Origin of the sequence: Pseudomonas sp. Wu6 (assembly GCF_019891515.1) — a bacterium.
GTDB lineage: Bacteria > Pseudomonadota > Gammaproteobacteria > Pseudomonadales > Pseudomonadaceae > Aquipseudomonas > Aquipseudomonas orientalis_A.
This window is the reverse complement of sequence record NZ_JAFLXH010000025.1, coordinates 64865-89246: the sequence shown is the minus strand read 5'-3', so window position 1 is coordinate 89246 and position 24382 is coordinate 64865. Positions and strand designations below refer to the sequence as shown.

The window sequence follows — 24382 nt, the reverse complement described above, 5'->3', positions numbered from 1 at the left end:
CAGAGGCCGCCATCGGGGGCAAGCCCCCTCCCACATTTTGACCTCGGAGCGTCAGGTAGATACGCGTTAGCTCCCTCGCCACAGGTGCGGTGTAGCACCAAAACTGTGTAGATACCTATGGCCATCGGGGGCAAGCCCCCTCCCACATTTGATCGGCGCTCTCAGCGAAAGTCCCGCCGCTCGCGAATCAACGCATAAGCGTTATGCAACTCACGGGTACGCTCGGTCGCCTCACGCACTTGCGCGGGGCTGGCGCCACTGCCGGCGATCTTGTCCGGGTGATGGCGGCTGAGCAGGCGGCGATAGGCGCGCTTGATCACCGACGGCTCAGCGGTCGCCGTCACCCCCAGAATCCGCAGCGCCTCCTGATAAGCCCCGACACGGTCCACCAACGGCTTGCGCGTCGGCGCGTAATCGGAGGCCAACGCGCGGATTTGTTGCGGCGTCCAGCCCAGCCATTTGCCCCACCGTTCGATCAGGTCACGCTCGGCATCATCCGCCCGGCCATCCGCCCAGGCCATCCGCCAGCACGCACGTAGAACGCCCTCGGCGGCATGGGGTTGCGCCTTGAGCACGCGCAGATAACTGCGCACACGGTCAGTGCCGGACTTGCCACGATTAAACGCCATGATGGCTCGGCGCTGGGCCGGCTCGGTCATGTCCAGTGCGCGCATTTCCTGGCGCGCCTGCTGGATATGCCCGTCCACAATGCGACCGTTGCTTTTGGCCAAGCGCCCCAGCAGCACGAACAACAATTCGTCGTTGCGCAACGCGGGGCGGCCGCCAAGGCGTTCGCGCAACTGCGCCCAGCTGTGTAATTGCAGGCGCCGGTCCAGCGCCTGCCCCAGCAATGCACCCAACAAAGCCCCCGGAATGCTGGCAATCGCAAAGCCAGCCCCGGCGCCGATCAGCGTCCCTGGCCACAGCATCCTATCGTCCCGCTGTCAGCAAGGTTTCGACCTGCGCCAGACGTTCAAGCGTTCCGACATCCACCCAGCGTCCCTTCATGTGTTCACCCGTCACCCGACCGTTGGCCATCGCCGCGCGCAGTAACGGCGCCAGCTTGAAGGCACCCGCACTGCAACCCGCGAACAATTGAGGGTCGAGCACGGAAATGCCACTGAAGGTCAGGTTATCGGCACCGGGCGCCGCATCATGAAGCACGCCGTCGTCCAGGTAGAAATCCCCGCCGGACGGATGATGTGCCGGGTTGTCGACCATCACCAGATGGGCCAGGCCCTGGAGCGGTCGCTTCAATTGGCTGAAGTCGTAATCGGTCCAGATATCGCCGTTGACCACCAGGAACGGCTCGTCACCCAGCAACGGCAGCGCCTGGAAAATCCCGCCGCCGGTTTCCAGCGGCTCGCCTTCGGCTGAATAACGGATACGCACGCCGAACTGGGCACCGTCACCCAGGTAGCTTTCGATCTGCTGACCGAGCCAGGCATGGTTGATCACGATCTCGGTGAAGCCGGCCTTGGCCAGCGCTTCAAGGTGATACTCGATCAGCCGTTTGCCGCCTACCTGCACCAGCGGTTTGGGCGTATGCAGCGTCAGCGGGCGCATGCGCTCGCCCTTGCCGGCCGCCAGGATCATCGCTTTCATACGCAAGCCTCGGCCGGTTGGCGCAGGCTGCTGAGCAGCTCACCCAGGTCACTTAACTCCGGCCGGTCGGCCAGCACCGCTTCTATATAAGCAAAGAAGCGCGGCACGTCCGCCAGATAGCGTGGTTTGCCATCGCGGTGGCAGATCCGCGCGAAGATGCCGATGACCTTGAGGTGACGCTGCACGCCCATCAGGTCGCTGGCACGCAGGAACTCTTCAAAATCATCCTGCACAGGGATGCCCAACTGCCCGGCGCGTTCCCAGTAGCCGCGCTGCCACGCGCGCACGCGGGCCTGGGGCCAGCTGAGGAAGGCGTCTTTGAACAGACAGGTAATGTCATAGGTCACCGGGCCATAGACCGCATCCTGGAAATCCAGCACCCCAGGGTTAGGCTCGCTGATCATCAGGTTGCGCGGCATATAGTCGCGGTGCACCAGCACATTGGGCTGGGCCAGGGCGCTGTCGATCAAGCGGTCACTGACGCGTTGCCAGAGGGCCTGCTGGCAGGTATCAAGCTCGATACCCAGGTGCCGGCGTACGTACCATTCAGGGAACAACTCAAGCTCGCGACGCAGCAGGGCGACGTCATAGCTGGGCAACGGCGCGTCCATCGGCAACTGCTGGAACGCCAGCAGCGCATCGATGGCGTCGGCGAACAATTGATCGGCGTTTTGCTCGTCAATCACGTCCAGATAGGTTTTTCGGCCCAGGTCATTGAGCAAAAGAAAGCCTCGGGGCAAATCTTCTGCATAAATTTTTGGCACATTAATTCCCGATTTCGCGAGCAAATGTGCGATATCGACGAAAGGTTTGCAGTTTTCCTGGGGCGGTGGCGCGTCCATTACGACGAATGTATGCGCCCCACCCTCCCACCGGAAGTAACGCCTGAAACTCGCGTCGCTGCTGGCCGCGGTCAATGTGGCCGGGGGTACGGGGCCCCAGTCCTGAGCGTTGAAGAGAATCGGTAACTGCTCATCCAGCCAGACTTCCAGCTGTTGTAAACGTAGATCGTGCTCGGGCATTACAAGGGTCTCCGACGGCGCTAGCCGTCAAGCGGGGCATGCTTTATTATCACGCATCTTTTTCAGACCATCGAGAGGCGTGCGGCCCAAACCGCGGGCAGATGGCACGCAGGAAGCCCGGACTAATAAGATGGCATTGAAATCCCCCGCGTTTCGTAGAAAATTTCCGTTGCTGGTAACCGGCAGTCTGCTGGCCTTGCAACCTTTCGCCACCTCATTCGTGGTCGCCGCGGAACAGTATGACTGCTCAGTCTCTGCTTCGGGTGCCTGGGATTGCGCGCCGAAAACGGCCGCCGCCCCATTGCCACCGCGCCCGGTGCATGACGGTTCTGCCGTCAGCTCGGCCAACAGCACGCCGCAGGGCGAGGCTGGCGGCAGCGTCGACGCCGAGCCCAAGACCATGCTGGTCACCGAAGCCAAGGGCCGTGGGCTGCGTTCGCGCAGCAAAGACTACAGCCACCTGGACTGGGTGCCTCGCGAGAAACTGACCGCAGCACAGTTGGCCGAAACCGGCCCTTACTGCGGCGGTGCCTACATCGAGCCGACGCGTCCTGGCATGAATGACAAGACGAACAAGAGCGATGCGCCGACCTTCATCGGTGCCAAGGCTTCTCGTTACGAGCAGGAACAGCAGGTCGCCACACTGGCCGGTGACGTCGTCATGCGCCAGGGCAGCATGCAGCTGGAGTCCGACGAAGCCAGCCTGTACCAGGCCGAGAACCGTGGCGAGCTGAACGGCAACGTGCGCCTGCGCGACAACGGCGCGCTGATCGTGGGCGACCGTGCCCAGGTCCAGCTCGACACCGGCGCGGCCCAGATCGACAACGCCGAATACGTGATGCACAAGTCGCGTATCCGCGGTAACGCGCTGTACGCCAAGCGTGCCGAGAACGCGATCATCCGTCTCAAGGACGGTACGTACACCACCTGCGAGCCGGACAGCAACGCCTGGCAGCTCAAGGGCAACAACATCACGTTGAACCCGGCCACCGGTTTCGGTACGGCGACCAACGCGACGTTGCGGGTCAAGAACATCCCGATCCTGTACACCCCTTACATCTACTTCCCGATTGACGACCGCCGTCAGTCCGGCTTCCTGCCGCCGAGCTTCAGCACCGGCAGTGAAACCGGCTTTACCCTCGTGACGCCGTACTACTTCAACCTGGCACCGAACTACGACGCCACGTTGTACCCGCAATACATGACCAAGCGCGGCCTGTTGATGGAAGGCGAATTCCGCTACCTCACCAAGTCCAGCGAAGGCCAGTTCGGCGGGGCGTACCTGAACGACGACAACGACGAGCGCAAGAACCAGACTGATAGCGAAAAAACTCGCTATATGCTCAATTGGCAGCATAAGGGCGGGTTGGATTCACGTCTGACGTCGATGGTTGATTACACCAAGATCAGCGACCCCTACTACTTTCAGGATCTGAAGTCCTATGAAGAAGGCGTGGAGAATCGCAACTTCGTCAACCAACAGGGCACCCTGACCTATCGCGGTGATACATATCAGGCCCGCGTGAACGCTCAGGCGTACCAGCTGGCAACGGTTTCGGAGTTCACTCCGTACGACCGCCTACCGCAGATCACCTTTAATGGTGCACTGCCGTATCATCCCGGCGGCCTGGACTTTGCCTACGAAACTGAAGCAGTGCGGTTCGATCGAGATCTCCAGAAGGGCTCCTACACCGACAAAGACGGAGCGGTCTCCTCCCGCCTCGACAACAACGTCTTAGGGCTGAGCCGTGCCAATGGTACTCGTCTGAGCGCCGCTCCTAGCGTCTCTCTGCCGCTGAACTGGACCTACGGATTCATTACGCCAAAACTCAAATATGTCTATACCAAATATGACCTCGATTTGGACAACACCGGCAAGAACGACCTGCTAGTCAACAGATTAGGGGCCTCGTCCCTGGGTGAGACCTTCAATAGCTCCCAAGACCGTGCCTTACCCATTGCCAGTATCGACAGCGGCCTCTACTTCGACCGCAACACTCAATATTTTGGTAGTAATTACAGGCAAACTCTGGAACCACGCTTGTTCTATCTCTATGTCCCCGAGAAAGATCAGAAAAACATTCCAGTATTCGACACCAGCGAAACTCCGTTCAGCTTTGACTCGCTGTTCCGCGACAACCGCTTCACTGGCGGTGACCGTATAGGCGATGAAAACAAACTGTCGCTGGGCCTAACCAGCCGCTGGATACGAGACGACGGCCTCGAACGCCAACGTATTAGTATTGGCCAAGCTGTGTACTTCAAAGATCGCGAAGTGCAACTGCCTGGTGTCGATGCAAAAACGCGTGACGACGCCCACGAGGATGTTTCTCCGATCGCTCTGGACTACTCATTCCGTTTCAACCGCGATTGGCGTGCTACAGCCGACTACAATTGGGACCCTACAAGCCACAGTCCTCGCTCCGGCAGCGCAATGTTTCACTACCAGCCGGAAGACAACCCGAACAAGGTTATTAACGTCGGCTACCGCTATCGCAATGACCAAGTGGTATACAACCAGCTGACCGGCAAATGGCAATTCGGGGGTGACTACGGCTCTGAAGGTAATCCTAATTTCATCAAGGATTACTACAAAATCCAGCAACACGACTTCTCGATGATGTGGCCGATCATTCCTCAATGGAACCTGATCACCCGCTGGCAGTATGACTATGCACGTAACCGTACCCTGGAAGCCTTTGGTGGTTTCGAGTACGACAACTGCTGCTGGAAACTGCGCGTCATCAACCGTTACTGGGTTTCCAACGACGAATACAGCCAGATCGCCCCGCTTAACGAAAAGGGTGACCACGGGCTCTTCTTCCAGATCGTCCTCAAAGGACTCGGCGGCCTGACCGGCGCCAAGGTAGAGAGCTTCCTCGACAAAGGCATTGAAGGTTATCGTGAACGTGAAGACAAAGCTTTCTGAGTGTTTGCGCCCGCTAGTGCTGGGCGCGCTGTTCCTGGGTGCCGCCTCGGCGCATGCCGCGGTGCAACAGCTGGATAAAGTCGCAGCCATCGTCGATAACGACGTGATCATGCAGAGCCAGCTGGACCAGCGGGTCAAGGAAGTTCAGCAGACCATCGCCAAGCGTGGCGGTGGTGTGCCGCCGACCAGCGTCCTGGAGCCCCAGGTGCTGGAACGCCTGATCGTCGAAAACCTGCAACTGCAGATCGGCGAGCGCTCCGGCATCCGTATTTCGGACGAAGAGCTCAACCAGGCCGTCGGCACCATCGCTCAACGCAACAACATGAGCATCGATCAGTTCCGCGCAGCCCTGGCGCACGATGGCCTGTCCTATGAGGACGCGCGCGACCAGATCAAGCGTGAAATGATCATCAGCCGTGTACGTCAACGTCGCGTAGCGGAGCGGGTGCAGGTGTCGGAGCAGGAAGTGAAGAACTTCCTGGCCTCGGACCTGGGCAAGATGCAACTCTCCGAAGAGCTGCACCTGGCCAACATCCTGATCCCGACGCCGGACAGCGCCAACGCCGAGCAGCTCAATGCCGCCGCAGCCAAGACCCAGGCGATCTACGACCGCCTCAAGGCGGGTGCTGATTTCGCTCAAATGGCGATTGCCCAATCCGGCAGCGACAACGCGCTCGACGGTGGTGACATGGGCTGGCGTAAAGCCGCTCAACTGCCGCCGCCGTTCGACCGTGAGCTCAGTGCCATGAACGTGGGTGACATTACCCAGCCGGCACGTACTCCAGGCGGCTTTATCATCCTCAAGCTGCTCGGCAAGCGCGGCGGCGAGACCTCGCTGAAGGACGAAGTACACGTTCGTCATATCCTGGTCAAACCCAGCGAAATCCGCACCGAAGCACAAACCAAGGAACTGGCCCAGAAGATCTATGACCGCATCGAAAGCGGTGAAGACTTCGCCACCCTGGCCAAGAGTTTTTCGGAAGACCCAGGCTCGGCCCTCAACGGCGGCGACCTGAACTGGATCGACCCGAAAGCCCTGGTGCCGGAGTTCCAGCAGGTGATGGCCGATACGCCGCAAGGTGTGCTGTCCAAGCCGTTCAAGACCCAATACGGCTGGCATGTACTGGAAGTCCTTGGCCGTCGCGCCACCGACAACACCAACCAGGCCCGCGAGCAGCAAGCCCTGACCGTACTGCGCAATCGCAAGTACGACGAAGAGCTGCAAACCTGGCTGCGTCAGATCCGTGACGAAGCCTACGTAGAAAACAAACTGCCGGCCGCTGAGCAAACAGGCACAGACCAGGCAGCGCAGTGAAACCCCAGCGTTTCGCGGTAACACCCGGCGAGCCGGCCGGCATTGGTCCAGACCTGTGCCTGCTGCTCGCCTCGCAACCCCAGCCACACCCCCTGATTGCCATTACCAGCCGCGACCTGCTCCTTGAGCGGGCCGCGCAGCTGGGTGTGGCTGTCAACCTGCTGAGCGTTGCACCGGGCAACTGGCCCGACCTGCCGGCGCCGGCGGGCAGCCTGTATGTGTGGGACACCCCGCTGCATGCCAAGGTCGTCGCCGGGCAACTGGACAAGGCCAATGCGGCCTTTGTGCTGGAAACCCTGACCCGCGCCGGCCAAGGCTGCATCGACGGCGACTTCGCCGGCATGATCACCGCGCCCGTTCATAAAGGCGTGATCAACGAATCCGGTATCGCCTTCTCCGGCCATACCGAATTCCTGGCCGAACTCACCCACACCGAACAAGTCGTGATGATGCTGGCCACCCGTGGCCTTCGCGTCGCGCTGGTCACCACCCATCTGCCGCTGCGCGATATCGCCGACGCCATCACCGCCGAGCGCATAGAACGCGTCACGCGCATCCTGCACGCCGACCTGCAACACAAATTCGGCATTGCCCAACCGCGCATCCTGGTCTGTGGGCTCAACCCCCACGCCGGTGAAGGCGGCCATTTGGGCCATGAAGAAATCGACATCATTGAACCGACATTAGAGCGTCTGCGCCAGGAAGGCATGGACCTGCGCGGCCCATTGCCCGCAGACACTCTGTTTACCCCCAAATATCTGGAGCACTGCGATGCAGTGCTGGCGATGTACCATGACCAGGGGCTGCCCGTGCTGAAATACAAAGGCTTCGGCGCCGCAGTCAATGTGACACTGGGCCTGCCGATCATCCGCACCTCCGTCGACCATGGCACTGCCCTGGACCTGGCGGGCAGCGGCAAGATCGATACCGGCAGCCTGCACGTGGCCCTGGAAACCGCCTATCAGATGGCCGAGACCCGTATATGACCGAGCATTACCAACACCGGGCGCGCAAGCGCTTCGGGCAAAACTTCCTGCACGACGCTGGCGTGATCGACCGCATCCTGCGCTCCATCCATGCCAAGCCAGAAGACCGCCTGCTGGAAATCGGCCCGGGCCAGGGCGCACTGACCCAAGGCCTGCTGGCCAGTGGCGGGCAACTGGATGTGGTGGAGCTGGACAAGGACCTGATCCCGATCCTCAATCAGCAATTTGCCGGCAAGCCCAACTTCAACCTGCATCAGGGCGATGCGCTGAAGTTCGACTTCAACACCCTCAACGCCGCGCCCAACAGCCTGCGCGTTGTCGGTAACCTGCCGTACAACATCTCCACCCCGCTGATTTTCCACCTGCTGAACAACGCCGGGATCATCCGCGACATGCACTTCATGCTGCAAAAAGAAGTGGTGGAGCGCCTGGCCGCTGGCCCAGGTGGCGGTGATTGGGGCCGGCTGTCGATCATGGTCCAGTACCACTGCCGCGTCGAACACCTGTTCAACGTCGGCCCGGGCGCGTTCAACCCGCCGCCGAAGGTCGACTCGGCCATCGTGCGCCTGGTGCCCCATGCCGTCCTGCCGCACCCGGCCAAGGACCACAAACTGCTCGAGCGCGTCGTACGCGAAGCGTTCAACCAGCGCCGCAAGACCCTGCGCAACACGCTCAAGGCGCTGTTGAGCAATGCCGAGATCGAAGCTGCCGGCGTCGATGGCAGCCTGCGTCCCGAGCAACTGGACCTGGCCGCATTCGTGCGCCTGGCCGACCAGTTGGCTATCCAGCCTGCGCCAGCAGCAGAGCAGGTGTAAGGACAAATGTGGGAGGGGGCTTGCCCCCGATGAGGTTGTGTCAGTGCAGGAAGGTTTAACTGAACCACCGCTATCGGGGGCAAGCCCCCTCCCACACTTGAACCCTGTCATACCCGACAGCATGTCTGGCCTAGTGCCCACCTCTTGGCCTAGACTGATCCGCATCTGCTGTCCTCCGCTTTTGCTTTTAAGGCCTCTTGCATGTCCGATCCTCGCTACCAGATCGACGTCAGCGTCGTCACCCGCTTCCTGGCGGACCAATCGCAACCCGAACTCAACCGCTTTGCCTTTGCCTACACCATCACGGTGAAAAACAACGGGCTGGTGCCGGCCAAGTTGCTGTCACGCCATTGGGTGATCACCGACGGTGACGGTCAGGTTGAAGAAGTACGCGGCGCGGGCGTTGTCGGCCAGCAACCGTTGATCGACATCGGCGCCAGCCATACCTACAGCAGCGGCACGGTGATGACCTCCAGGGTCGGCACCATGCAGGGCTCGTATCAGATGAAAGCCACCGACGGCCACTTGTTCGACGCGACCATCAAGCCCTTCCGCCTCGCGGTGCCCGGAGCCCTGCACTGATGGCGACGTACGCGGTCGGTGACCTGCAAGGGTGCCTGGAGCCCCTCAAGTGCCTGCTTGAACAGGTCGCCTTCGACCCCGTGAATGATCGCCTGTGGCTGGTCGGCGACTTGGTCAACCGTGGCCCGCAGTCGCTGGAAACCCTGCGCTACCTCTATAACCTGCGCGATTCGCTGGTCTGCGTACTGGGCAACCATGACCTGCACCTGCTCGCGGCCGGCCAGAACATCGAGCGCCTGAAAAAAGGCGACACCCTGCGCGAGATCCTCGAAGCACCGGACCGCGCCGAGTTGCTGGAATGGTTGCGCCGACAAAAGCTCATGCACTACGACGAGGCCCGTAACATCGCCCTTGTCCACGCCGGCATCCCACCGCAATGGACCTTGAAGAAAGCCCTCAAGTGCGCCGCCGAAGTCGAAAGCGCCCTGGCCGATGACAATCTGTACACCGCCTACCTCGACGGCATGTATGGCAACGAGCCAGTGAAGTGGGACAACGAGCTCACCGGCGTTGCCCGCCTGAGAGTGATCACCAACTATTTCACGCGCATGCGTTTCTGCACGGCGCAGGGCAAGCTGGACCTCAAGAGCAAGGAAGGCGCCGACACCGCCCTGCCCGGCTACCAGCCCTGGTTCGCCCACAAGGAACGCAAGACCCGGGACACGAAGATCATCTTCGGCCATTGGGCCGCCCTTGAAGGCAAATGCGAAGAACCCCGCGTGTTCGCCCTCGACACCGGCTGCGTGTGGGGCGGCGCCATGACCCTGATGAACATCGACACCGGCGAGCGTATCAGTTGCCAGTGTGAATCCCCTGCACCCACCCTACAGACGGCCGCCGCCAAGCCCTAGGAGCCCGCCATGAGCGAATTCAAACGTATCCCTCCCGAACAAGCCCAGGCCCTGCGCGAGCAAGGCGCCGTGGTCGTCGATATCCGTGACCAGCCGACTTACGCTGCAGCCCACATTGCCGGCGCCCAGCATCTGGACAACGTCAACATCGCCGACTTCATCCGCGCCGCCGACCTCGACGCGCCGGTGATCGTGGCGTGCTATCACGGTAACTCCAGCCAAAGCGCCGCAGCCTATCTGGTCAGCCAGGGCTTCTCCGACGTTTATAGCCTCGATGGCGGCTTTGAGCTGTGGCGCGCGACCTATCCTGCGGAAATTTCTTCAAGCGATTCGCAATAATTTTTTTCACACCCCGCTACCCCGCGTGACGCTTGGGCTTGCGCCGTTTCTGACGAACGGCGCAGCCAAACTAATTACGTATCGCGCCTTGAACTCCCCGATTACCAACTATCCTTAAGTGCAGGCCATCCAAATCAGGGGAGAGCCGGTACACCGGCGCGCGGGTCATCGGTAGCGTTTCAGGGTGTTCTGGGGGGAAAACAGCCATTGGGGAACGCCAATGGCTGCCAGCATCGACTGATTGATCCGGCGTCGGCTCCACGTATCGAGCGAGGTGACGACGTCATGAGTATCTTTAGCCACTTCCAACAACGTTTCGAGTCCACACAGCAGGAAGAACTCACGCTTCAAGAGTATCTTGAGCTGTGCAAACGGGACCGCAGCACCTATGCGTCTGCCGCCGAACGCCTGCTGCTGGCGATTGGCGAGCCGCAGCTGGTAGACACCTCGAACAATTCGCGCCTGTCGCGAATATTCTCCAACAAGGTGATCCGGCGTTACCCGGCCTTTGAAGACTTCCACGGCATGGAGGAATGCATCGACCAGATCGTCTCCTACTTCCGCCATGCGGCCCAGGGCCTGGAAGAGAAGAAACAGATCCTCTACCTGCTCGGTCCCGTTGGTGGCGGCAAGTCGTCCCTGGCGGAAAAACTCAAACAACTGATCGAGAAGGTGCCCTTCTACGCCATCAAGGGCTCACCGGTGTTCGAGTCGCCTTTGGGGCTGTTCAACGCCACCGAAGACGGTGCGATCCTCGAAGAAGACTTCGGCATCCCCCGGCGCTACCTCAATACCATCATGTCGCCCTGGGCCACCAAGCGCCTGTCCGAGTTCGGCGGCGATATCAGCCAGTTCCGGGTGGTCAAGCTCTACCCATCGATCCTCAACCAGATCGGCGTCGCCAAGACCGAGCCGGGCGACGAGAACAACCAGGACATCTCGGCGCTGGTGGGCAAGGTCGATATCCGCAAACTCGAAGAATTCCCGCAGAACGACGCCGACGCCTATAGCTACTCGGGCGCACTGTGCCGGGCCAACCAGGGCCTGATGGAGTTCGTGGAGATGTTCAAGGCGCCGATCAAGGTGCTGCACCCACTGCTCACGGCCACCCAGGAAGGTAACTACAACAGTACCGAAGGCCTGGGCGCGATTCCGTTCACCGGGATCCTGCTGGCGCACTCCAACGAATCGGAATGGCACACCTTCCGCAACAACAAGAACAACGAAGCCTTCATCGACCGTATCTACATCGTCAAGGTGCCGTACTGCCTGCGGGTCAGCGATGAAATCAAGATCTACGACAAACTGCTGTTCAACAGCTCGCTGGCCAAGGCCCATTGCGCCCCCGACACCCTGAAGATGCTCGCCCAGTTCACCGTGCTGTCGCGCCTCAAGGAGCCGGAGAACTCGAATATCTACTCGAAAATGCGCGTGTACGACGGTGAAAACCTCAAGGACACTGATCCCAAGGCCAAATCAATCCAGGAATACCGTGACACGGCGGGCGTCGATGAAGGCATGAACGGCCTGTCGACACGCTTCGCGTTCAAGATCCTCTCCAAGGTCTTCAACTTCGACCCCCACGAGATCGCCGCCAACCCGGTGCACCTGCTCTACGTGCTGGAGCAGCAGATCGAACAGGAACAATTCCAGGCCGAAACCCGCGAGCGCTATCTGCGTTTCCTCAAGGAATACCTGGCGCCGCGCTATATCGAATTCATCGGCAAGGAAATCCAGACCGCCTACCTGGAGTCCTACAGCGAGTACGGCCAGAACATCTTCGACCGCTACGTGCTGTACGCCGACTTCTGGATTCAGGACCAGGAATACCGCGATCCCGAAACCGGCGAAATCCTCAACCGCGTGGCGCTCAACGAAGAGCTGGAGAAGATCGAGAAACCCGCCGGCATCAGCAATCCGAAGGATTTCCGCAACGAAATCGTCAACTTCGTGCTGCGCGCCCGCGCCAACAACAACGGCAAGAACCCAACCTGGCTCAGCTACGAGAAACTGCGGGTGGTGATCGAGAAGAAAATGTTCTCCAACACCGAGGATCTGCTGCCGGTTATCAGCTTCAACGCCAAGGCGAGCAAGGAGGACCAGCAAAAACACAACGACTTCGTCACACGAATGGTCGAGCGCGGCTACACCGACAAACAGGTACGACTGCTCTCCGAGTGGTACCTGCGGGTGCGCAAATCGCAATAAGGCAGCGACAGGTGCTCACTGCCAGGCGTTACGCCTGGCAGTCGACCGCTTGTCCTTAAGCTTCCAGCTCGCGGCTTGAAGCTTGTAACGTGAAGCTGCCCGGAGGGCTCCCCATGAGCTATGTGATCGACCGACGCCTCAATGGCAAGAACAAGAGCACGGTAAACCGCCAGCGTTTCCTGCGGCGTTACCGTGACCATATCAAAAAGGCGGTTGAAGAGGCCGTCAGCCGCCGCTCCATCACCGACATGGAGCATGGCGAACAAATCAGCATTCCGGGACGCGACATCGACGAACCCGTGCTGCACCACGGCCGGGGCGGCAAGCAGACCGTTGTGCATCCCGGCAACAAGGAGTTCACCACGGGTGAACACATTGCGCGCCCTCAAGGAGGCGGTGGAGGCAAGGGCGCGGGCAAGGCCGGCAACTCCGGCGAGGGCATGGACGAATTCGTGTTCCAGATCACGCAGGAGGAGTTCCTCGAATTCATGTTCGAGGACCTGGAGCTGCCCAACCTGGTCAAACGCAACCTGACCGGCACCGACACCTTCAAAACCGTACGCGCCGGTATCAGCAACGAGGGCAATCCGTCCCGTATCAACATCATCCGCACTTTGCGCTCAGCCCACGCCCGTCGGATCGCCCTGTCAGGCAGCAGCCGTGCAAAGCTCAAGCACGCCAAGGAAGAATTGGCGCGTTTGAAGCGCGAAGAACCGGATAATTTCGGCGATATCCAGGAAATAGAAATCGAAATCGAGAAACTCAGCGCGCGTATTCACCGTGTGCCGTTTCTTGACACCTTCGATTTGAAATACAACCTGCTGGTCAAGCAACCCAACCCCAGCTCGAAGGCCGTGATGTTCTGCCTGATGGACGTGTCCGGCTCCATGACCCAGGCCACCAAGGACATCGCCAAGCGTTTCTTTATCCTGCTGTACCTGTTCCTGAAACGGAACTACGACAAGATCGACGTGGTGTTTATCCGCCATCACACCAGCGCCCGGGAAGTCGACGAAGAGGAATTCTTCTACTCGCGCGAAACCGGTGGCACCATCGTCTCCAGCGCACTGAAACTGATGCAGGAAATCATGGCCGAACGCTACCCGGCCAATGAGTGGAACATCTATGCGGCCCAGGCTTCCGACGGTGACAACTGGAACGACGACTCGCCGATCTGCCGGGATATCCTGATCAACCAGATCATGCCTTTCGTGCAGTACTACACCTACGTCGAAATTACCCCCCGTGAGCACCAGGCGCTGTGGTTCGAATACGAGCGCATCGGCGAAGCCTTTGCCGACACGTTCGCCCAGCAGCAACTGGTCTCGGCCGGCGATATCTACCCGGTCTTCCGTGAACTCTTCCAGCGCAGGTTAGTGACATGACCGCCAAAAAAGAGCATAAGCGCCAACCTATCTCCACCGGGTCCGAGTGGACCTTTGAACTGATCCAGGCCTATGACCGGGAAATCAGCCGCATCGCGGCCGGTTATGCGCTGGACACCTACCCCAACCAGATCGAAGTGATCACCGCCGAACAGATGATGGACGCCTACGCCTCCGTCGGCATGCCGCTGGGTTATCACCATTGGTCCTATGGCAAACACTTCCTCAGCACCGAAAAGTCCTACACCCGCGGCCAGATGGGCCTGGCCTACGAGATCGTGATCAACTCCGACCCGTGCATCGCCTACCTGATGGAAGAAAACACCATCTGCATGCAGGCGCTGGTGGTGGCCCACGCATGCTACGGGCATAACAGCTTTTTCAAGGGCAACTACCTGTTCCGCACCTGGACCGACGCCAGTTCGATCATCGATTACCTGGTGTTCGCCAAGCAGTACATCATGCAATGCGAGGAGCGCCACGGCATCGACGCGGTAGAGGATTTGCTCGACTCCTGCCACGCCCTGATGAACTACGGCGTCGACCGTTACAAACGGCCCTATCCGATTTCGGCAGAAGAAGAGCGCCTGCGCCAGCAGGAGCGTGAGGAACACCTGCAGAAGCAGATCAACGATCTGTGGCGCACCATTCCAAAGCGTGCCGGCAAAAACAGTGACAAGGACAATGCACGCTTCCCCGCCGAACCTCAGGAAAACATCCTGTATTTCCTGGAAAAGCACGCCCCGTTGCTGGAACCCTGGCAGCGGGAAATCGTGCGCATCGTGCGCAAGATCGCCCAATACTTTTATCCGCAGCGCCAGACTCAGGTGATGAACGAGGGCTGGGCGACGTTCTGGCATTACACCCTGATGAACGACCTGTACGACGAAGGCCTGGTCACCGACGGTTTCATGATGGAGTTCCTCACGTCCCACACCAGCGTGGTGTTCCAGCCCGGGTTCGATAGCCCCTATTACAACGGCATCAACCCCTACGCACTGGGCTTTGCGATGTACCGCGACATCCGGCGCATGTGCGAGCACCCAACCGAAGAGGATCGCCGCTGGTTCCCGGAAATCGCCGGCAGCGACTGGCTGTCCACCATCAAGTTCGCCATGAGCAGTTTCAAGGACGAGAGCTTCATCCTGCAGTACCTGTCCCCGCAGGTGATTCGCGATCTGAAGCTGTTCAGCATCATGGACGACGACCTCAAGGAGGACCTGGTGGTGCCGGCCATCCATGACGAGCCGGGCTATCGGACTATCCGCGAGACCCTGGCGGCGCAGTACAACCTGGGCAACCGCGAGCCCAACGTGCAGATCTACAGCATCGATGTGCGCGGGGATCGCTCGCTGACCTTGCGTCACCAGCAGCACGACCGCAAACCCCTGGGCGAATCTACCGAAGAAGTGCTCAAGCACCTGCACCGGCTATGGGGCTTCGACATCCACCTGGAAACCCTGCAGGGCGACCAGGTGATGAAAACCCACCATGTCCCACCGCGCAGCGATCACAACGATAACGACTACGGCCGCCTGGACCTGGCCGTCGTGCATCTCTGAAACGGCAAAGCATCCATTGGCCAGGCACAGGCGGTATCCTGTGCCGCTAATGGAGGCTTTTTCATGAAAATCTACAAAGTCGGCGGTGCGGTGCGTGATCGCCTGCTGGGCATCAAGGTCACCGACATCGACCGCGTCGTTGTCGGCGCTACCACCGAAGAGATGCTGGCCAAAGGCTTCAAGCCGGTCGGTGCTGACTTCCCCGTGTTCCTGGACCCAAAAAACGGCGATGAATACGCCCTGGCCCGCACCGAACGTAAAAGTGGCCGGGGTTACGGCGGCTTCGTATTTCACGCCAGCCCCGAAGTCACGCTGGAAGAAGACCTGATTCGTCGCGACCTGACCATCAATGCCATGGCTGAAGACGATGAGGGCAATCTGACCGACCCTTACCACGGCCAGCGCGATCTGGACGCGCGTATTTTACGTCACGTATCGCCCGCTTTCGCCGAGGATCCCTTGCGAGTGCTGCGCGTTGCGCGCTTTGCCGCGCGTTATGCGCACCTCGGATTCACCGTGGCTGCGCCAACGCTTGCGTTGATGCGTCAGCTCAGCGAATCCGGCGAACTGGAGGCGCTGACCCCGGAGCGCAGCTGGAAAGAAATTTCCCGGGCACTGATGGAAGATCAGCCTCAGGTGTTTATCCAGGTGCTGCGCGACTGCAATGCGCTGAAAACCTTGATGCCGGAGGTGGATGCGCTGTTCGGCGTACCGCAGCCCGCAGCCCATCATCCCGAGATCGACACGGGCCTGCACACATTGAGCGTGTTGGAGCAGGCGGCCTTGTACAAGCAACCGCTGACCGTACGCTGGGCCTGCCTGCTGCACGACTTAGGCAAGGGCCTGACGCCTGTGGATAAGTTGCCGCAGCATATTGCCCACGAACATCGGGGCTTGAAGCTGATCAAGACCGTCAATGAACGCTTCAAAGTGCCAAGGGATTGCCAGGAACTGGCGCTGCTGGTGGGCCAATATCACACCCACGGCCATCGAGCCTTGGAACTGAAGGCCTCGACACTACTGGAGTTGCTGCAGAGTTTTGACGTCTACCGTCGCCCGCAACGCTTTGAGGAGTTTGTGCTCGCCTGCGAGATGGATGCGCGGGGTCGCAAGGGCTTTGAACAGCGAACTTATCCACAGGCCGATTATTTGCGTGGCGCGGCGAAGGTTGCGCGCGAGGTGCAGGTAGCACCGTTGCTGGAAAAAGGCTTCAAAGGCCCCGCGCTGGGTGAGGCGCTCAAGCGCGAACGGCTTAACGCACTCAAAGCCTACAAGGAACAACAAAGCCCATTGTAGGAGCGAGCTTGCTCGCGAAAAACCTGAGAGCGCCGCGTTATCGTTCACGTTCTTCGCGAGCAAGCTCGGCTCCTACAGAAGCACGTCTGCCGTGAGTTGCCGGCCCTGCCATTCAAACGCCACGGGCGCCAGCACCTGTTCAATTTGCGCATCTCGCCACAGCTCGGCCATGGTCTTGCCCGCCTCCGGGTGAACACGATCCGGCGCCATCATCGACAGCGGCCACAGCACAAAAGCGTTTTTCAGGATTTCTGCGCGCGGCAGGATCAAACCGTCGAAATTACCCACCAGGTCGCCATACAGCAGCACGTCGATGTCCAACGGCAAGCCTTTGCGATCGGGCGCATAACGACCATTGTCGGCCTCGATGGATTTCAACCGGCGGTCCAGCTCCATCAACGGCAGGTCGGTGCAGCCCGACACCACCAGATTGAAGAACGGCCCGCTCTTGATACCCACCGGCTGGCTTTCGAACACCGCCGAACAGCGCATGTCCGTCAAAAAGCTCGCCAGCGCATCAAGGCCCGCACGTAAATTGAGCTCGCGCTCGATATTACTGCCAAGGCCAAGGTAAACCTGAGTCAGCGACATCCGCGCTCGATCTCCACGCCCACGCCCTTGGCGGCCGGGACGGCTCCTGGCTTGGTCAATTTGAGGTGCAGCCAGGGAATCTGGAATTCACTCATCAGCACTTGGGCAAGGCGCTCGGCGAAGGTTTCCACCAGTTGGTATTGGGACTGTTCGGCAAAGGCCTGGATACGCGCGGACACGCTGGCGTAATCCAGGGCCAGGCTCAGGTCGTCACCGGCGGCGGCCGGACGGTTGTCCCAGGCAAAGCTCAGGTCCAGGCGCAGGCATTGACGGATGCCGCGCTCCCAGTCGTAGGCGCCGATCACGGTGTCGACTTCCAGGCCTTCGATAAACACTCTGTCCAAGCACTCTTCTCCGCAGCACGACAAGGGCGCGATGCCCCGTTAGAATCAGGGCGTCCTCGCCCGGAATAGTTAGCATGTTTTGGTCACTGGCGATTCTCGCCTACCTGCTCGGCTCGCTGTCCTTTGCCATTTTGCTCAGCCGCCTGACGGGAAATCCCGATCCGCGAATGAGTGGCTCAGGCAATGCCGGCGCCACCAATATGTTGCGCCTGGCCGGCAAAAAACTTGCCGTACTGACGCTGCTGGGCGACCTCTGCAAGGGCCTGCTGCCCGTACTGATCGCCAGCCTCGCGGGCCTTACCCTGCAACAGCAGGCCTGGGTGGGCATCTGCGCCGTCCTCGGCCACCTGTTCCCCCTGTACTTCCGCTTTCGCGGCGGCAAAGGTGTCGCCACGGCGGCCGGCATGCTGCTGGGCATCTACCCTCCGGCAGCCTTACTGGCGGTACTTGCCTGGCTGCTGACGTTCTACCTGACCCGTACCAGCTCACTGGCGGCACTGATCGCCACACCGCTCACCCTGCCCTTGCTGGCCTGGCAGGAACCGGCGGCGCTGCTGCCGATGAGCGTACTGACACTGCTGATCGTCTGGCGCCACCGCGGCAATCTACGCGACCTGTTTGCCGGGCGCGAACGGCATTTTTAACAGGGTCCACGTTACCCCCTACAACGGCGACAACTGCTCCATCGGCCAACGCGCCTGCACGCTGATCGCCAGGCTTTCATGCTGCCCGGCCTGCAGGCGCTGGCAGCCGGCGTAGGCGATCATTGCGCCATTGTCGGTGCAAAACTCAGGACGCGCGTAAAACACATCGCCCTTCATCTCCCCGAGCATCTTCTCCAGCGAACTGCGCAAGGCCTTGTTGGCGCTGACGCCGCCGGCAATCACCAGCCGCTTCATGCCGGCCTGCTTCAGGGCACGCTTGCACTTGATGGTTAAAGTCTCTACCACGGCCTGCTGGAACGCCAGCGCGATGTCGCAACGGGCTTGCTCGCCGTCGTCCCCGGCGCTGACGCTCTGCTGCCAGGTATTCAACGCCGAGGTTTTCAGGCCGCTGAAGCTGAACATCAAACCAGGGCGATCACACATCGGCCGTGGGAATGTGTAACGACCGGCCACGCCTTTTTCGGCGAGCCGGGCGATTTCCGGACCGCCGGGATAATTGAGCCCCATCATCTTCGCGGTCTTGTCGAATGCTTCGCCGGCGGCGTCGTCCAGCGACTCGCCCAACAACGTGTATTGACCGATGCCGTCGACCTGAACCAGCTGCGTATGCCCCCCCGAAACCAACAAAGCGACGAACGGGAACGCCGGCGGTGTTTTTTCCAGCATCGGGGCCAGTAAATGACCTTCCATGTGGTGCACACCGAGGGCCGGAATGCCCCAGGCAAATGCCAGCGCCTGAGCACAGGAAGCCCCAACCAGCAGGGCTCCGACCAATCCGGGGCCTGCGGTATAGGCAATGGCATCGATCTCGGTCGGCACGCAGCCGGCTTCATCCAGCACCTGGCGGATCAATGGCAGCATACGTTTGACGTGATCACGGCTGGCAAGCTCCGGCACCACGCCGCCATAGGCGCGATGCAGGTCGATCTGACTGAACAGTGCATCGGCCAGGAGCCCGCGTTCACTGTCGTAAAGTGCGACACCGGTTTCGTCGCAGGAGGTTTCAAGTCCCAGTACTAGCATGGGTTTGCGCCTTGTAGAGGCTGAATTCGAAGGCGCGCATAATAGTCGCCACTCCCCCTCCCGCCTAGCGGTTTTCGATCAGAGGCTTTGCATTCCTGCCAATGAGGGGTTAACATCCGCAACCCTTAAAAACCGACGACCTCAGCCGCGAATTTTTTGCGACGAGAACGTTGATCCCGGTAATGAAAGAAGGTAGCTCTGGATGCCAGCCGTCAAAGTAAAAGAGAACGAACCCTTCGACGTAGCTCTGCGTCGTTTCAAGCGCTCCTGCGAAAAAGCCGGTGTTCTGGCTGAAGTTCGTAGCCGCGAATTTTACGAGAAGCCAACTTCTGAGCGTAAGCGTAAAGCAGCAGCCGCTGTTAAGCGTCACGCCAAGAAAGTTCAGCGCGAGCAGCGCCGCGCCGTTCGTCTGTACTAATACACAGACGTTCGTAGCAAGCTTCTGCCAAGCCCGGCCCTCAGCCGGGCTGTTGGCATTTGCGGATATCGCTTGATGCTTCATCGTCGACGCCGCACACGCGACCGAGACACCGCTTCAAACGTCAGGACTGGCTCTTTTGCCAGCGGTGCACGTCTCTTCTGACGAGCCTAACAAGGCTACTGACGAGCACACCTAATTCTTCAAGCAGGCGATCATACTGTGTCGACTGTGCCCATAGCTGAGCTTCCGAGACCGCCCACAGGTCAAGACCGGACTCACGGGCAACTTTTATTCGTCGAACACTGATAGAAACTAACGTCAGCGAATGTTCGACAGATACACTCTCTGACATCCCATGCAGACGATAATGATCAGGCACCCAACGTGCGCTTGAACATTTCACGGGCCCTCATTTACACGCAGTGATGACGAGAACGCCATGGCCGGGCTGATTCCCCAGAGCTTTATTGACGACCTTCTGAACCGCACCGATATCGTCGATGTCGTCAGCTCACGCGTGCAACTGAAAAAAGCCGGCAAGAACTACACCGCCTGCTGCCCGTTCCATAAAGAAAAAACCCCGTCGTTCAGCGTAAGCCCGGACAAGCAGTTCTATTACTGCTTCGGTTGCGGTGCAGGCGGCAACGCCCTCGGCTTCCTGATGGACCACGACAACCTGGATTTCCCCCAGGCCGTCGAGGACCTGGCAAAAGCCGCCGGCATGGAGATCCCCCGCGAAGAAAGTGGCCGCGCGCACAAACCGCGACAGCCCACTGACTCGCCGCTGTATCCACTGCTGACCGCCGCCGCCGACTTCTATCGACAGGCACTTAAAAGCCATCCGCAGCGCAAAGCCGCCGTCGATTACCTCAAGGGCCGCGGCCTCACCGGTGAAATCGCCCGGGACTTCGGCCTCGGTTTTGCACCGCCCGGCTGGGACAATCTGTACAAGCACCTGAGCAGCGATACGCTCCAGCAAAAAGCCATGATTGATGCCGGCCTGCTGGTGGAAAACGCCGAGACCGGCAAGCGCTATGACCGCTTCCGTGACCGCGTGATGTTTCCGATTCGCGACAGCCGCGGCCGCATCATCGCGTTCGGTGGCCGCGTGCTGGGGGACGACAAGCCCAAGTACCTGAACTCTCCGGAAACCCCGGTTTTCCATAAGGGCCAGGAACTCTACGGACTGTTTGAGGCACGCAAGAACAACCGCAACCTCGACGAAATCATCGTGGTTGAAGGCTATATGGACGTGATCGCCCTGGCCCAGCAAGGCCTGCGCAATGCGGTGGCAACGCTCGGTACCGCCACCAGCGAAGAACACATGAAACTCCTGTTTCGCGTGGTGCCCAGCGTGCTGTTCTGCTTCGACGGCGACCAGGCCGGCCGCAACGCCGCCTGGCGCGCACTCGAGGCCACGCTGTCGAGCCTGCAGGATGGGCGCCGCGCACGTTTCCTGTTCCTGCCCGAAGGCGAAGACCCGGACACCCTGGTGCGTTCAGAAGGTACCGACGCGTTCCGTGCCCGCATCAATCAACACGCACAGCCGCTGGCGGACTATTTCTTCCAGCAACTGACCGAAGAGGCGGACCCGCGCTCGCTTGAAGGCAAGGCCCATATGGCCACCCTCGCAGCGCCGCTGATCGATAAAGTCCCCGGCGCCAACCTGAAATCACTGATGCGCATGCGCTTGCTGGAAATCACCGGCTTGAGCGGCGAAGCCGTCAGCCAGCTGGTGCATAACGCACCGCAAGATGCTCCACCGGCCTACGACCCTGGCATGGATTACGACGCCATGCCGGACTATTCCGACTTCCACCAACCGCAGGAGGCGTATGCGCCCCAGCAGGAATGGACGCCGAAAAAGCCCGGTGCCGGCGGCAAGAAATGGGACAAGAAGCCCTGGAGCAAGAATGGCAAACGCGGCGACCGCGATGAGGCCCATGCCCCGCGCACTCCGGTTGCCGTGGAAGCGCCGACGCTGATTGCCTTGCGCACCCTCATCCATCACCCGCAATTGGCGGGCAAGGTTGAAAGCGCCGACCATTTCGCCAACGCGAGCAACACCTACGCTCAGGTGCTTATCGCCTTGATCGAGGCCGTGCAGAAAAATCCTAAGCTAAACTCAATCCAGCTGATGGCTCGCTGGCATGGCACGGAACAGGGCCGTTTGTTGAAGGCACTTGCGGAAAAGGAGTGGCTAATTGACGGCGATAACCTTGAACAACAGTTTTTAGACACCATTAATAGGTTATCCGCGGGTCAGCACACACAGACCCTCGATGAGCTCATTAAGAGAGCAAGACAGCCGGGATTGTCGGCTGAAGAGCAAATTCAGATAGCAAAACAGATGCGCGACCTTTTAAAACAGAACGTTTGCACATCAAACCCGACCTCAGCTGGCGTGTGAGGTCATAGCTCGGGTATAATCCTCGGCTTGTTTTTTGCCCGCCAAGACCTTCAGTGGATAGGGTGTTATGTCCGGAAAAGCGCAACAGCAGTCTCGTATCAAAGAGTTGATCACCCTTGGTCGTGAGCAGAAGTATCTGACTTACGCAGAGGTCAACGACCACCTGCCTGAGGATATTTCAGATCCTGAGCAGGTGGAAGACATCATCCGCATGATTAATGACATGGGGATCCCCGTACACGAGAGTGCTCCGGATGCGGACGCCCTTATGTTGGCCGACGCCGATACCGACGAGGCAGCCGCTGAAGAAGCCGCTGCCGCGTTGGCCGCGGTGGAGACCGACATCGGTCGCACGACTGACCCTGTGCGCATGTATATGCGTGAAATGGGTACCGTCGAGTTGCTGACACGTGAAGGCGAAATCGAAATCGCCAAGCGTATCGAAGAGGGCATCCGTGAAGTGATGGGCGCAATCGCGCACTTCCCTGGCACGGTTGACCACATTCTCTCCGAGTACACTCGCGTCACCACCGAAGGTGGCCGCCTGTCCGACGTCCTGAGCGGTTATATCGACCCGGACGACGGCATTGCGCCACCTGCCGCCGAAGTACCGCCGCCGGTTGATCCAAAAGCGCCGAAAGCGGACGACGATACCGACGAAGACGAGGCTGAAGCCAGCACCGACGACGAAGAAGAAGTCGAAAGCGGTCCGGACCCGGTCGTCGCTGCCCAGCGTTTCGGTGCGGTTTCCGATCAAATGGAAATCACCCGCAAGGCGCTGAAAAAGCATGGTCGTGGCAACAAGCAGGCCATTGCCGAGCTGCTGGCCCTGGCTGAGCTGTTCATGCCGATCAAGCTGGTGCCCAAGCAATTCGAAGGTCTGGTTGAACGGGTTCGTAGCGCCCTCGAGCGTCTGCGTGCACAAGAGCGTGCCATCATGCAGCTCTGTGTCCGTGATGCGCGCATGCCGCGTACCGACTTCCTGCGCCAGTTCCCGGGCAATGAAGTTGACGAAACCTGGAGTGACGCCCTGGCCAAAGGCAAGTCGAAATACGCCGAAGCCATTGGTCGCCTGCAGCCGGACATCATCCGTTGCCAGCAGAAACTGAGCGCACTGGAGACTGAAACTGGCCTGACGATCGCCGAGATCAAGGACATCAACCGTCGCATGTCGATCGGTGAGGCCAAGGCCCGCCGCGCGAAGAAAGAGATGGTTGAAGCCAACTTGCGTCTGGTGATCTCCATCGCCAAGAAGTACACCAACCGCGGCCTGCAATTCCTCGACCTGATCCAGGAAGGCAACATCGGCCTGATGAAGGCTGTGGACAAGTTCGAATACCGTCGCGGCTACAAGTTCTCGACTTATGCCACCTGGTGGATCCGTCAGGCGATCACTCGCTCGATCGCCGACCAGGCCCGCACCATCCGTATTCCGGTGCACATGATCGAGACCATCAACAAGCTCAACCGTATTTCCCGGCAGATGTTGCAGGAAATGGGTCGCGAACCGACCCCGGAAGAGCTGGGCGAACGCATGGAAATGCCTGAGGATAAAATCCGCAAGGTATTGAAGATCGCTAAAGAGCCGATCTCCATGGAGACGCCGATTGGTGATGACGAAGACTCCCATCTGGGTGACTTCATCGAAGACTCGACCATGCAGTCGCCTATCGATGTCGCCACTGTTGAGAGCCTCAAGGAAGCGACTCGCGACGTACTCTCCGGCCTCACTGCCCGTGAAGCCAAGGTACTGCGCATGCGTTTCGGCATCGACATGAATACCGACCACACCCTCGAGGAAGTCGGTAAGCAGTTTGACGTGACCCGTGAGCGGATCCGTCAGATCGAAGCCAAGGCGCTGCGCAAGTTGCGCCACCCGACGCGAAGCGAGCATCTGCGCTCCTTCCTCGACGAGTGATACCAGAACCCCCGGCCCAGGCCGGGGGTTTTGCTTTCCAGCCATTTCTTTCTACACATTTACTCCCCCGCAACGCCCCGCCCTCGCAATGCCCGTCTACACTCGAGACATTCCC

At 59.9% G+C, this 24382-nt stretch carries 21 protein-coding genes; 15 read left to right on the top strand and 6 right to left on the bottom strand.

Going from position 1 to position 24382, the window contains the following annotated elements:
* Positions 1–161: 161 nt before the first annotated feature.
* The 3 genes from J1G34_RS17945 to J1G34_RS17935 are packed head-to-tail and all read right to left on the bottom strand — an operon-like array spanning position 162 to position 2627.
* Positions 162–929 carry a TerB family tellurite resistance protein gene (locus J1G34_RS17945; protein ID WP_222994432.1) on the bottom strand — a complete coding sequence of 256 codons (768 nt, stop codon included), beginning with the start codon at positions 927–929 and terminating at the stop codon, positions 162–164.
* Position 930: 1 nt separating this feature from the next.
* A complete protein-coding gene (gene murU / locus J1G34_RS17940) occupies positions 931–1605 on the bottom strand; it encodes an N-acetylmuramate alpha-1-phosphate uridylyltransferase MurU (RefSeq protein ID WP_222994431.1) in 675 nt (224 codons plus the stop codon).
* The gene (locus J1G34_RS17935) at positions 1602–2627 is read right to left on the bottom strand and encodes an aminoglycoside phosphotransferase family protein (protein ID WP_222994430.1); all 1026 of its coding nucleotides are present in this window, start codon (positions 2625–2627) and stop codon (positions 1602–1604) included. The genes murU and J1G34_RS17935 overlap by 4 nt, the downstream gene beginning before the upstream one ends.
* 130 nt (positions 2628–2757) lie before the next feature.
* Here J1G34_RS17935 and J1G34_RS17930 point away from each other — a divergent pair, with 130 nt between their 5' ends.
* The 11 genes from J1G34_RS17930 to J1G34_RS17880 all read left to right on the top strand — a co-directional run bounded on the left by J1G34_RS17930 (position 2758) and on the right by J1G34_RS17880 (position 16895).
* Positions 2758–5556, top strand: coding sequence for an LPS-assembly protein LptD (locus tag J1G34_RS17930; RefSeq protein ID WP_222994429.1), 2799 nt, complete (start codon positions 2758–2760; stop codon positions 5554–5556).
* Positions 5537–6871, top strand: a complete 1335-nt coding sequence (locus J1G34_RS17925; RefSeq protein ID WP_082632017.1) for a peptidylprolyl isomerase — start codon at positions 5537–5539, stop codon at positions 6869–6871. The genes J1G34_RS17930 and J1G34_RS17925 overlap by 20 nt, the downstream gene beginning before the upstream one ends.
* On the top strand, positions 6868–7857 hold the full coding sequence (pdxA, locus tag J1G34_RS17920; RefSeq protein WP_065937060.1) for a 4-hydroxythreonine-4-phosphate dehydrogenase PdxA: 990 nt from the start codon (positions 6868–6870) through the stop codon (positions 7855–7857). The genes J1G34_RS17925 and pdxA overlap by 4 nt, the downstream gene beginning before the upstream one ends.
* The gene (rsmA, locus tag J1G34_RS17915) at positions 7854–8672 is read left to right on the top strand and encodes a 16S rRNA (adenine(1518)-N(6)/adenine(1519)-N(6))-dimethyltransferase RsmA (RefSeq protein ID WP_065885507.1); all 819 of its coding nucleotides are present in this window, start codon (positions 7854–7856) and stop codon (positions 8670–8672) included. The genes pdxA and rsmA overlap by 4 nt, the downstream gene beginning before the upstream one ends.
* A gap of 201 nt (positions 8673–8873) precedes the next feature.
* Positions 8874–9254 (top strand): Co2+/Mg2+ efflux protein ApaG, encoded by a 381-nt coding sequence (gene apaG / locus J1G34_RS17910; protein WP_065885506.1) that lies wholly within the window; start codon positions 8874–8876, stop codon positions 9252–9254.
* Positions 9254–10105 carry a symmetrical bis(5'-nucleosyl)-tetraphosphatase gene (locus tag J1G34_RS17905; protein WP_065897251.1) on the top strand — a complete coding sequence of 284 codons (852 nt, stop codon included), beginning with the start codon at positions 9254–9256 and terminating at the stop codon, positions 10103–10105. Before apaG ends, J1G34_RS17905 begins: the two co-directional genes overlap by 1 nt.
* 9 nt (positions 10106–10114) lie before the next feature.
* Entirely contained in the window at positions 10115–10444 is a 330-nt protein-coding gene (gene glpE / locus J1G34_RS17900; protein WP_065894173.1) for a thiosulfate sulfurtransferase GlpE, read from the top strand.
* A gap of 285 nt (positions 10445–10729) precedes the next feature.
* The gene (locus tag J1G34_RS17895) at positions 10730–12652 is read left to right on the top strand and encodes a PrkA family serine protein kinase (RefSeq protein WP_065885503.1); all 1923 of its coding nucleotides are present in this window, start codon (positions 10730–10732) and stop codon (positions 12650–12652) included.
* Positions 12653–12765: 113 nt separating this feature from the next.
* Complete coding sequence (locus tag J1G34_RS17890; RefSeq protein WP_065885502.1) at positions 12766–14037, top strand: YeaH/YhbH family protein; 1272 nt, start codon at positions 12766–12768, stop codon at positions 14035–14037.
* Positions 14034–15599, top strand: a complete 1566-nt coding sequence (locus tag J1G34_RS17885; RefSeq protein WP_065885501.1) for a SpoVR family protein — start codon at positions 14034–14036, stop codon at positions 15597–15599. The genes J1G34_RS17890 and J1G34_RS17885 overlap by 4 nt, the downstream gene beginning before the upstream one ends.
* 63 nt (positions 15600–15662) lie before the next feature.
* On the top strand, positions 15663–16895 hold the full coding sequence (locus J1G34_RS17880; RefSeq protein ID WP_065937062.1) for a multifunctional CCA addition/repair protein: 1233 nt from the start codon (positions 15663–15665) through the stop codon (positions 16893–16895).
* A gap of 72 nt (positions 16896–16967) precedes the next feature.
* On the opposite strand, the gene folK is transcribed toward J1G34_RS17880, so the two are convergent.
* Positions 16968–17486: a 2-amino-4-hydroxy-6-hydroxymethyldihydropteridine diphosphokinase gene (gene folK, locus J1G34_RS17875; RefSeq protein ID WP_065894167.1), complete on the bottom strand. Its 519-nt coding sequence runs from the start codon at positions 17484–17486 to the stop codon at positions 16968–16970.
* On the bottom strand, positions 17477–17830 hold the full coding sequence (gene folB / locus J1G34_RS17870; protein ID WP_065894165.1) for a dihydroneopterin aldolase: 354 nt from the start codon (positions 17828–17830) through the stop codon (positions 17477–17479). Before folB ends, folK begins: the two co-directional genes overlap by 10 nt.
* Before the next feature lie 74 nt (positions 17831–17904).
* On the opposite strand from folB, the gene plsY reads away from it, so the two are divergent.
* Entirely contained in the window at positions 17905–18474 is a 570-nt protein-coding gene (gene plsY / locus J1G34_RS17865; RefSeq protein ID WP_057723660.1) for a glycerol-3-phosphate 1-O-acyltransferase PlsY, read from the top strand.
* Positions 18475–18492: 18 nt separating this feature from the next.
* Here plsY and tsaD read toward each other — a convergent pair whose 3' ends face one another.
* Positions 18493–19518: a tRNA (adenosine(37)-N6)-threonylcarbamoyltransferase complex transferase subunit TsaD gene (gene tsaD, locus J1G34_RS17860; protein ID WP_065885497.1), complete on the bottom strand. Its 1026-nt coding sequence runs from the start codon at positions 19516–19518 to the stop codon at positions 18493–18495.
* A gap of 202 nt (positions 19519–19720) precedes the next feature.
* On the opposite strand from tsaD, the gene rpsU reads away from it, so the two are divergent.
* From rpsU to rpoD, 3 genes are all read left to right on the top strand, one after another.
* Complete coding sequence (gene rpsU, locus J1G34_RS17855) at positions 19721–19936, top strand: 30S ribosomal protein S21 (protein ID WP_002551877.1); 216 nt, start codon at positions 19721–19723, stop codon at positions 19934–19936.
* Positions 19937–20378: 442 nt separating this feature from the next.
* The gene (dnaG, locus tag J1G34_RS17850; protein ID WP_222994428.1) at positions 20379–22349 is read left to right on the top strand and encodes a DNA primase; all 1971 of its coding nucleotides are present in this window, start codon (positions 20379–20381) and stop codon (positions 22347–22349) included.
* 67 nt (positions 22350–22416) lie between these two features.
* The gene (gene rpoD / locus J1G34_RS17845) at positions 22417–24267 is read left to right on the top strand and encodes an RNA polymerase sigma factor RpoD (RefSeq protein WP_065897245.1); all 1851 of its coding nucleotides are present in this window, start codon (positions 22417–22419) and stop codon (positions 24265–24267) included.
* The last annotated feature ends 115 nt before the right edge of the window (positions 24268–24382 follow it).